This is a genomic window from Streptomyces sp. NPDC058464 (genome assembly GCF_042721035.1).
Classification (GTDB): Bacteria; Actinomycetota; Actinomycetes; order Streptomycetales; family Streptomycetaceae; genus Streptomyces.
The window spans coordinates 1-7,841 of the sequence record NZ_JBHXMA010000105.1 but is presented as its reverse complement, the minus strand read 5'-3'; the positions used below and the strand labels follow the sequence as shown (position 1 = coordinate 7,841).

At 72.3% G+C, this 7,841-nt stretch carries 6 protein-coding genes and 1 pseudogene; 5 read left to right on the top strand and 2 right to left on the bottom strand.

Annotated features, from left to right (window positions below):
* Positions 1 to 321: 321 nt before the first annotated feature.
* Positions 322 to 762, bottom strand: coding sequence for a pyridoxamine 5'-phosphate oxidase family protein (locus ACFWPQ_RS51695; protein ID WP_384052116.1), 441 nt, complete (start codon positions 760 to 762; stop codon positions 322 to 324).
* A gap of 310 nt (positions 763 to 1,072) precedes the next feature.
* Between ACFWPQ_RS51695 and ACFWPQ_RS51690 the strand changes: the two genes are divergently transcribed.
* Positions 1,073 to 1,453 carry an STAS domain-containing protein gene (locus tag ACFWPQ_RS51690; protein WP_384052115.1) on the top strand — a complete coding sequence of 127 codons (381 nt, stop codon included), beginning with the start codon at positions 1,073 to 1,075 and terminating at the stop codon, positions 1,451 to 1,453.
* Between the two features lie 60 nt (positions 1,454 to 1,513).
* On the opposite strand, the gene ACFWPQ_RS51685 is transcribed toward ACFWPQ_RS51690, so the two are convergent.
* A complete protein-coding gene (locus ACFWPQ_RS51685) occupies positions 1,514 to 3,898 on the bottom strand; it encodes a phosphoketolase (RefSeq protein WP_384052113.1) in 2,385 nt (794 codons plus the stop codon).
* Between the two features lie 41 nt (positions 3,899 to 3,939).
* Here ACFWPQ_RS51685 and ppk2 point away from each other — a divergent pair, with 41 nt between their 5' ends.
* From ppk2 to ACFWPQ_RS51665, 4 genes and pseudogenes are all read left to right on the top strand, one after another.
* Complete coding sequence (ppk2, locus tag ACFWPQ_RS51680) at positions 3,940 to 4,743, top strand: polyphosphate kinase 2 (protein ID WP_384052111.1); 804 nt, start codon at positions 3,940 to 3,942, stop codon at positions 4,741 to 4,743.
* Positions 4,744 to 5,087: 344 nt separating this feature from the next.
* The gene (locus ACFWPQ_RS51675) at positions 5,088 to 6,809 is read left to right on the top strand and encodes a SulP family inorganic anion transporter (protein ID WP_384052109.1); all 1,722 of its coding nucleotides are present in this window, start codon (positions 5,088 to 5,090) and stop codon (positions 6,807 to 6,809) included.
* Positions 6,810 to 7,099: 290 nt separating this feature from the next.
* Positions 7,100 to 7,564: a cyclic nucleotide-binding domain-containing protein gene (locus tag ACFWPQ_RS51670; RefSeq protein ID WP_384052107.1), complete on the top strand. Its 465-nt coding sequence runs from the start codon at positions 7,100 to 7,102 to the stop codon at positions 7,562 to 7,564.
* Positions 7,565 to 7,747: 183 nt separating this feature from the next.
* Positions 7,748 to 7,841: pseudogene (locus ACFWPQ_RS51665) on the top strand (DNA-binding response regulator); the annotation flags it as partial.

Sequence of the window (7,841 nt, the reverse complement as noted above, 5' to 3'; positions counted from 1 at the left end):
AGCCTGAGCTGCGGCAACCGCACCCGGGCCGCCTCGTGGCTCTCCACCGCACTCCTCCCGATCCCGTCGACTCACACACCGGCAGGTCCGGCCAAAGCCCACCGTAGTGGGCACCGACGGCAGCGGGCACCCGGATCAGGCAAGTCACGGTCGCCCCCGGAGAACCCGGCGTCGCCCGGCCCGGAGCGGGGCATCCGTAACCGGTGCGCCGGCCGTGGCGCAAGGGCCGACCTGCCCCGACAGGTGACCACCGGCACCTGCTCTGTCACCGGTCCGCTCGAACCCGCCGTCACCTGGTCCGGCGAGGGGTGCGGCGGAGCGTCAGGAGATGGGATCCAGCCCGTACAGGGTCCGTCCGCCGGTCAGTTCGCGTCCGGTGACCAGCTCCGGCTCGATGCGGACGAAGACCTCCCGGGGGGAGGGCACCCAGGACGTGGGGCCGTCCCGGACGAGCCGTTCGTGTTCGACGGGGTCGTCGACCACGGTCGCGCGGCCGGTCACGACGACGCTCCAGCCGGCGTGCGCGACGGCGTCGACCTCGTCGGCCTCGAAGGCGACGACGGAGCCGTCGATGGCCCGCACCAGCTCCGAGGCCGCGGACGTGCGCAGCACCACCGCTCCGTCCCGGTCCAGACCGAAGTTGACGGGCAGCACGGCCGGCAGCGCCCCGCGCGTGTGGACGATTCGGCCGACCGGCACCCCGGCGAGCAGTCTCAGGCACTCCCGCCGGTCGAGTTCGCGGAATCCGTCGTTGGCATACATCGGCCGTCCCGTCTCCCAGGTCTCTCGCGTCGTACCGCTGGAGGTACGACGTCGGTGGCCACCCCGCAGCTCCAGCCTGTCCCGGCCCTGCGGGATGCGCTTGGGCCGTCCGGCCCCGGTCGCCGGCCGGACGGGCCCTCGTACGCCGGGACGGCGCAGGACCGCACGCCAGGACGGGACGGGACCGCACGCCAGGACGGGACGGGACCGTACGCCAGGACGGGACGGGCCGTTCGGGTCTGCCACCGGGGAACCGAGGGGGGCCGAACGGCCCTTCCGCGTGACCCGCGGGCTGGACTTCGCTCTGTCCATGGCCGACAACCACCCGAGGTCCGCGACCTACCGCACGACCCGCACCGACGGCGGCGCCACCGTCGTCACCCTGCACGGCGAACTCGACCTCCTGGCGATTCCGGCGCTCTCCGCGGCCCTCGACCGACTGACGTCCGGTGCGGAGCCGGATCTGGTGCTCGATCTGAGTCCCGTCTCGTTCATCGACTGCTCCGGCCTCAGCCTCCTGTGCCGGGCCGGCAACCGGGTCCGGTACCGCGTCGGCAGACTGCGCCTGGTCGCACCGGACGACGGCTTCCCCCGGCTGCTGCGCTGCACGGGGCTGGGCGACACCTTCGAGCTGTATCCCGGCCTCCCCGAGGCCCTCGCCGGCACGGACGCGCCGGGAGCGGCCGTCTGACCGTGCCCCGCCCGGGGCCGGCGGCCGCACGGGGTCGGCGGCCGGCCGGCGGCGCGGCGGTCAGTCGTTCCAGGTCCAGTCGGCGACCTCGGGCAGGTCGGTGCCGTGCTCGCGGATCCAGGCCTGGTGGCGGGTACGGGCGTCGGCCATCTGCTGACGCACGCCGGCGGCGCGCACCGCGAGGCCGGGGACGCGGTCGATGACGTCCATGACCAGCCGGTAGCGGTCCAGGTCGTTGCGGACGACCATGTCGAACGGGGTGGTCGTGGTCCCCGACTCCTTGTAGCCGCGCACGTGCAGGTTCTGGTGCCCGGTGCGCCGGTAGGCGAGGCGATGGATCAGCCAGGGATAGCCGTGGTAGGCGAAGATCACCGGCTTGTCGGTGGTGAACAGGCCGTCGTACTCGGCGTCGCTCATCCCGTGCGGGTGCTCGCCCTTCGGGAGCAGCCTCGTCATGTCGACGACGTTCACCACCCGCACGGCGAGCTGCGGCAGATGCCGGCGCAGCAACTGGGCGGCGGCGAGGATCTCCTGGGTGGGCACGTCACCGGCACAGGCGAGCACCACATCGGGCTCGCGAGTGCCGTTCTCGGTGCCGGCCCACTCCCAGATCCCGGCGCCGCGGGCGCAGTGCACACGGGCCTGGTCCATGGAGAGCCAGTCGAAGCAGGGCTGTTTGCCGGCCACGATCACATTCACGTAGTCGCGGCTGCGCAACGCGTGATCCGCCACCGAGAGCAGGGTGTTGGCGTCCGGCGGCAGGTAGACGCGGACGACCTCGGGGCTCTTGTTGAGGACATGGTCGACGAAGCCGGGGTCCTGGTGCGAGAACCCGTTGTGGTCCTGCCGCCACACGTGCGAGGTCAGCAGATAGTTGAGGGAGGCGATCGGGGCCCGCCAGGACAGCTCCCTGGACGTCTTCAGCCACTTGATGTGCTGGTTGACCATCGAGTCGACGATGTGCACGAACGCCTCGTAGCAGGAGAACAGCCCGTGCCGCCCGGTCAGGAGATACCCCTCCAGCCACCCCTGGCACAGGTGTTCGGAGAGGATCTCCATCACCCGGCCGTGGTGCTCGAGGTGCTCGTCCACCGGAAGCCGCCCGGCCTGCCACGCCTTGCCGCTCACGTCGAAGACGGCCTGGAGCCGGTTGGACGCGGTCTCGTCCGGGCCGACCAGCCTAAAGTCCCTCCGCAGCCGCGTGTCCTTCATCACCCGGGCCAGGAAGTCACCCAAAACCCGGGTGGGTTCGTGCAGGGTGGTGCCCGGCTTCTCGACGGGAACGGCGAACCCGTCCAGGTCCGCCAGCGGCAGGTCCCGGACGAGCAGACCGCCGTTGGCATACGGGCTCGCACCGAGGCGACGGGCACCGTCGGGAACACACGCGAGCACGTCGGCGACCGGACGCCCGTCGGGGCCGAAGAGCTCCTGGGGCCGGTACGACCGCAGCCACGCCTCCAGCTGCCGCAGATGCCCGGGGTTCTCCCGGACCCCCGCCAGCGGCACCTGGTGAGCCCGCCAGGTCCCCTCGACGGGCACCCCGTCCACCTCGGCCGGACCCGTCCAGCCCTTCGGTGTCCGCAGCACGATCACCGGCCAGTGCACCCGCTCCGTGACCCCGTCCTCGCGAGCCGAGCGCTGCATCACGGCGATCCGGTCCAGTGCGGTGTCCATCGCCGCCGCCATGGCCCGGTGGACCTCACGCGGGTCATCACCCGTGACGTGGATCGGCTCGTGACCGTAGCCGCGCAGCAGCGCATCGAGTTCGGCCTCCGGCAGCCGGGACAGCACGGTCGGATTGGCGATCTTGTAGCCGTTCAGGTGCAGGATGGGCAGCACCGCGCCGTCGTGGACCGGGTCGAGGAACTTGTTCGAGTGCCAGGACGCGGCCAGCGGCCCCGTCTCCGCCTCACCGTCCCCGATCACACAGGCCACCAGCAGGCCCGGGTGGTCGAAGGCGGCGCCGTAGGCGTGCGCCAGGGAATAGCCGAGCTCACCGCCCTCGTGGATCGAGCCGGGCGTCTCCGGGGCCACATGACTGGGCACACCACCGGGGAAGGAGAACTGCCGGAACAGCCGGCCCATCCCCTCCCCATCTCGCGACACGTCGGGATAGGTCTCGCTGTAACTGCCCTCCAGCCAGGAGTTCGCCAGCACGGACGGCCCCCCGTGCCCCGGCCCCCACACGCACAGCGCGTCCAGACCACGCGCCCTGATCACCCGGTTCAGATGGGTGTACACGAGGTTGAGACCCGGTGAGGTGCCCCAGTGGCCCAGCAGCCGGGGCTTGATGTGCTCGGGCCGCAGCGGCTCGGTGAGCAGCGGGTTGGACATCAGGTAGATCTGCCCCGCCGCGAGGTAGTTGGCGGCACGCCAGTGCGCGTCCAGGGTGCGCAGTTCCTCGTCGGACAGTACGGTGGCGTCCTGGTGTTCGACCTTGGACATCGGATGGCTCCATGGGTAGGTCATCGGGCGGTGGAGGCGGCATGGCCGGCAAGCAGGCGGCGGAGCTGCCGCGCAAGGCGTACGAGGCGGAACTGCTTCGTTTGCAGACCGAGTTGGTGAAGCTGCAGGAGTGGGTGCGGGCCACGGGCGCCCGCCTTGTAGTGATCTTCGAGGGACGGGACGCGGCCGGCAAAGGCGGCACGATCAAACGGGTGACCGAGCACCTCAATCCGCGTATCGCCCGGATCGCGGCGCTGCCGAAACCCACCGAGCGCGAGCGCACCCAGTGGTACTTCCAGCGGTACGCGGAGCATCTCCCGGCGGCCGGGGAGATCGTGCTGTTCGACCGGTCCTGGTACAACCGGGCCGGCGTCGAGCATGTGATGGGCTTCTGTACGAGGGAGGAGTACCAGCTCTTCCTGCGGCACTGCCCGATCTTCGAGCGGATGCTGGTGGAGTCCGGGATCCTGCTGCGCAAGTACTGGTTCTCGGTGAGCGACACCGAGCAGCAGGAGCGGTTCCGCAAGCGCCTCGACGATCCGCTGAGGCGCTGGAAGCTCTCGCCGATGGACCTGGAGTCGATCACCCACTGGGAGGCCTACTCCCGGGCCAAGGACGAGATGCTGATCCACACCGACGTCACCGAGGCGCCCTGGTACATCGTGGAGAGCGACGACAAGCGCCGGGCCCGGCTGAACATGATGGCCCACCTGCTGTCCACGGTGCCCTACCACGACGTGCCGCCGCCGGTGCTGGAACTCCCGAAGCGGCCGCCGTCGACCGGCTACGAACGCCCGCCGCGGGATCTGCAGACCTACGTCCCCGACCACGCGGCGAGCCTCTGAGCGGCCGCTCACCGCGGTCACGGTGGCGGTCCGGGGCCGGCCGGCGGGCGGCGGGCGCAGGCCGGAGCTCCACTGCGGGGGCTCGTGCACGGCCATGACGGTGATCCCTTCGGGACGTCGGGGACGGTGCGCACGACTCCTGGTCGGGGCGTCGGGCACGGTGCGTGCGACTCCTGGCACCGCCCACTCTGACGGGGCGGGCACGCTCGCGCCGGATGCCGAAGGTCGCTGCCCGTTGGGCTGAACGGCCCTGTCCTCGGGGCCTGTTGGACGTGCGCACGGCGTGTGCAGCGCGGTCCGCCGAGGACCGATGGATTCTGGGACCACCGGACGAGAGGCGGCGCATGACCCACGGCAGAGGCGGTCCCCGGGGGTGGCACCGGCTCGTGCCCGGACTCGTCTCGCTGCTCGGCTACCGGCGCGCCTGGCTAAGGGGCGACCTGCTGGCCGGGGTGACGGTCGCCGCGTACCTGGTGCCGCAGGTGATGGCGTACGCCGGGGTGGCCGGGCTGCCCCCGGTCGCCGGCCTGTGGGCGATCCTGCCCGCCCTGGCCCTGTACACGGTGTTCGGCTCCTCGCGGCTGCTGTCGGTCGGCCCGGAGTCGACGACCGCGCTGATGACGGCCACGGTGGTGGCCCCGCTCGCCGCCGGTGACCCCGGCCGGTACGCCGTGCTGGCGGCCGCCCTCGCCGCCGCGGTCGGCCTGCTCTGCGTGATCGCGCGGGCGGTCCGCCTGGGCTTTCTGGCGGACCTGCTCTCCCGCCCCGTCCTGATCGGCTACCTGGCCGGCGTGGCCCTGATCATGGTGGTGGACCAGCTGCCCAAACTCACCGGGGTACCGGTGACGGGCACCGAGTTCTTCCCCCAGCTCTGGTCGTTCTTCACGCACGTGGGCGAGGCACGGCCGGCGACCGTGGTCTTCGCGGCGGCGACGCTGCTCTTCCTCCTGGTCGTCACGCGGTACTTCCGGGCGCTCCCCGGCCCGCTGCTGGCCGTGGTCCTGGGCACGGCGGCCGTGGTGGCGTTCGACCTCGACGGCCGTCACGGCATCCGGGTCATCGGCACGGTCCCGGCAGGCGTGCCCGGCCTCGCCCTGCCGGACCTGACCGAGGTGCCGCGCCTGGTCCTGCCCGCGCTCGGCGTCCTCCTGGTGGCGTACACGGACTTCATCCTCACGGCCCGCGCGTTCGCCGGCCGGGGTCCCGACGACGGCCCCGGGCTCGACGCCGACCAGGAGTTCCTGGCCCTCGGCGCGGCCAACCTCGGGTCGAGCGTCCTGCACGGTTTCCCGGTGAGCAGCAGCGCCAGCCGCACCGCGCTGGCCACCTCGGCCGGGGCCCGCAGCCAGGCGTACTCCCTGGTCGCGGGCGCCCTGGTACTCGCGGTCCTGCTCTTCCTCAGCCCGCTCCTCACCCGGACGCCCGTCGCGGTGCTGGGTGCGCTGGTCGTCTACGCGGCGACGCGCATGACCGACCTCGCGGGTTTCCGCCGTCTGGCCGCCTTCCGCCGCCGCGAGCTGTTCCTCGCGCTCGGCTGCCTGGCCGGGGTACTCGCCCTGGACATCCTGTACGGCGTGCTGGTCGCCGTGGGCCTGTCGGTGGCCGAACTGCTGACCCGGGTGGCGCGCCCGCACGACGCGGTCGAGGGCCTGGTGCCGGGCGTGGCCGGTATGCACGACATCGACGACTACCCGACCGCCCGTACGATCCCGGGTCTCCTGGTCTACCGCTACGACTCGCCCCTGTTCTTCGCCAACGCCGAGAACTTCCACCGCCGGGCCCTGGCCGCCGTCGACGACCAGACCGGGCCCGTCCGCTGGTTCGTGCTCAACACCGAGGCCAACGTGGAGGTGGACATCACCGCCCTCGACGCGGTCGACGCCCTCCGCCGCGAACTGACCGCGCGCGGCGTCGTGTTCGCCCTGGCCCGGGTGAAGCAGGACCTGCTGGAGAGCCTGGAGACCTACGGCCTGGCGGACGCGGTCGGCCACGACCGCATCTTCCCGACCCTGCCGACGGCGGTGACGGCGTACCGCGCGTGGCTGGCGGCGCAGCCGGGGCAGTAGACCCGGGGGCAGCGCCGGGAGTGGCCCGGCGGCGCGCCGGGCGCGTACCACCGAAGCGACGGTCCCGGGTCGGCGGCGGGCCGACGGTCTGAGGTCGGCGACATACCGAAGGTCCCGGACCGGGCAGTACCGAAGGTCCCGGACCGGGCAGACCGAAGGTCCCGGGCACGTACCGAAGGTCCCGCGCCGACGGGCCGCTGGGCCCATGGCCGGTCCGGCGCCGGCGCCGCACCCTGGCAGTGCCGGCTCGTCCACAGGTCCCGTCACACGTCCCGTCCCGGGAGGCTGCCATGAACGCCCCGCCGACCCCGAGCATGCTGCGCGCCCTGCCGGCCGACCAGCAGCGGCAGCTGATGCGCCACGCCCGGGAGGTCTCCTTCACGCCGGGAACCCGGCTCTTCGAGGAAGGCGGTCACGCCGACCGGTTCTGGCTCATCCGCACCGGCCGCATCGAGCTCGACATGCGCGTCCCGGGCCGCCGGGCCGCCGTCATCGAGAGCCTCGGACACAACGAACTGGTCGGCTGGTCCTGGCTGTTCGCACCCCCCGTGTGGCACCTGGGCGCCGAGGCCACCACGCCCGTACGCGCCTACGAGTTCGACGCCGCGACCGTCCTGGCCCTGTGCCGGGCGGATCCGGTGCTGGGCAACGCGGTCAGCCAGTGGGTGGGCCAGGTGCTCGCGCACCGCCTGCGCGCGGCCCGCAAACGGCTGCTGGACCTGTACGCCCCCTACGGCGCCGGCGTGAGCGTCTGACGGGCGGGGGGGCGGACGTGGGAATCGAACCAGGACGGGATCCGGCGTTCGATCTCACCGGGGGGCAAGTGGGGCCGGTCGGCCCTGGTACATCCGGCCCTGGCGGACAATGATCCTCATGGGGCGGCCTGCGGTCTGCCCTCCGTCCGGGAACAGCCGGAGAACCGGGGACAAGGGGACGTCATGGCAGAGCCACGCACCTTCTCGGAGCAGGACCCGATCCGCGTGTTCCTGCTCGACGACCACGAGGTCGTCCGGCGCGGCATCACCGACCTGC

Bases quoted from the DNA above. Each gene is read 5' to 3' on its own strand.
- ACFWPQ_RS51695 (WP_384052116.1), bottom strand. From the start codon at position 762: ATGTATGCCAACGACGGATTCCGCGAACTCGACCGGCGGGAGTGCCTG.
- ACFWPQ_RS51685 (WP_384052113.1), bottom strand. From the start codon at position 3,898: ATGTCCAAGGTCGAACACCAGGACGCCACCGTACTGTCCGACGAGGAA.
- ACFWPQ_RS51690 (WP_384052115.1), top strand. From the start codon at position 1,073: ATGGCCGACAACCACCCGAGGTCCGCGACCTACCGCACGACCCGCACC.
- ppk2 (WP_384052111.1), top strand. From the start codon at position 3,940: ATGGCCGGCAAGCAGGCGGCGGAGCTGCCGCGCAAGGCGTACGAGGCG.
- ACFWPQ_RS51670 (WP_384052107.1), top strand. From the start codon at position 7,100: ATGAACGCCCCGCCGACCCCGAGCATGCTGCGCGCCCTGCCGGCCGAC.
- ACFWPQ_RS51675 (WP_384052109.1), top strand. From the start codon at position 5,088: ATGACCCACGGCAGAGGCGGTCCCCGGGGGTGGCACCGGCTCGTGCCC.